This window comes from Cupriavidus sp. FW306-1B-F12B (assembly GCF_058781795.1).
Window position 1 is genome coordinate 1 of the sequence record NZ_JBYSXC010000039.1, and the last position, 1,138, is coordinate 1,138.

At 68.3% G+C, this 1,138-nt stretch carries 2 protein-coding genes; both read left to right on the forward strand.

Annotation, left to right across the window (positions count from 1 at the left end; translation table 11 throughout):
* Positions 1-8 precede the first annotated feature (8 nt).
* Positions 9-950 carry a formyltransferase gene (locus AC3WLE_RS30375; protein WP_492357160.1) on the forward strand — a complete coding sequence of 314 codons (942 nt, stop codon included), beginning with the start codon at positions 9-11 and terminating at the stop codon, positions 948-950.
* The coding region (locus AC3WLE_RS30380) for an NAD-dependent epimerase/dehydratase family protein (RefSeq protein WP_492351006.1) at positions 947-1,138 on the forward strand (192 nt) is incomplete at its 3' end. The genes AC3WLE_RS30375 and AC3WLE_RS30380, both read left to right, overlap by 4 nt.

A 1,138-nucleotide genomic window follows, 5' to 3' on the forward strand; every position in this document is an offset into this window, starting at 1 on the left:
GAGCAATGATGCGCGCCGTCGTCTTCGGCTACCACAATGTCGGCGACCGCTGCCTGCGCGTGCTGCATGCGCGCGGCGTGGAAGTGGCGCTGGTGATCACGCACCGCGACCGCCCCGACGAGAACATCTGGTTCCGCCGCGTGGCCGACACTGCCGCCGAGCTGGGCATCCCCTTCGTCTATGGCGAGGACCCTGCCGATCCCGCGATCGCCCAGGCCGTGCGCGACGCGCACCCGGACGTCATCTTCTCGTTCTACTACCGCGCCATGATCCCCGCGGGCGTGCTGGCGCTGGCCCCCGGCGGCGCCTTCAACATGCACGGCTCGCTGCTGCCCAAGTACCGCGGCCGCGTGCCGGTGAACTGGGCGGTACTGCACGGCGAGACCGAGACCGGCGCCACGCTGCACGCCATGGAAGCCAGGCCTGACGCGGGCTATATCGTCGACCAGACCGCGGTGCCGATCCTGCCGGACGACACTGCCGGCGAAGTCTTCGAGAAAGTCACCGTTGCCGCCGAGCAGACGCTGTGGCGCGCCCTGCCCGCGATGATCGCCGGGCAGACGCCGCAACACCCCAACCGGCTGGCCGAGGGCAGCTACTTCTCCGGGCGCAAGCCGGAAGACGGCCGCATCGACTGGAGCCGCCCGGCCGCCGAGGTCTACAACCTCGTGCGCGCCGTCGCGCCGCCCTATCCCGGCGCCTTTACCGACCTTGCCGGGCACCGCTTCATTGTGGCGCAGGCGCGCCGGCCGCTGCCGGAGCTTGCGCTGGCGCTGCCCGCCGGCACGGCGCCCGGCCTGCATGTGCATGACGGCCAGATCATCGGCCTGTGCGGCGACGGCGGCCTGGTCATGGTCACCCGATTGCTGGCACAGGATGGCTCGGCACTCACGCCGCAAGCCTTCGCCAAACTTATCCATACCGAATCATCCAACGAGGAAAGCCGATGAAAAAGGTCCTGATTCTTGGCGTCAACGGCTTCATCGGCCATCACCTGACGCGCCGCATCCTGGAAACCACGCCGTGGGAGGTCTACGGCATGGACATGTCGTCGGACCGCCTCGGCGACCTCGTCGACCACCCGCGCATGCACTTCTTCGAGGGTGACATCACCATCAACAAGGAGTGGATCGAGTAC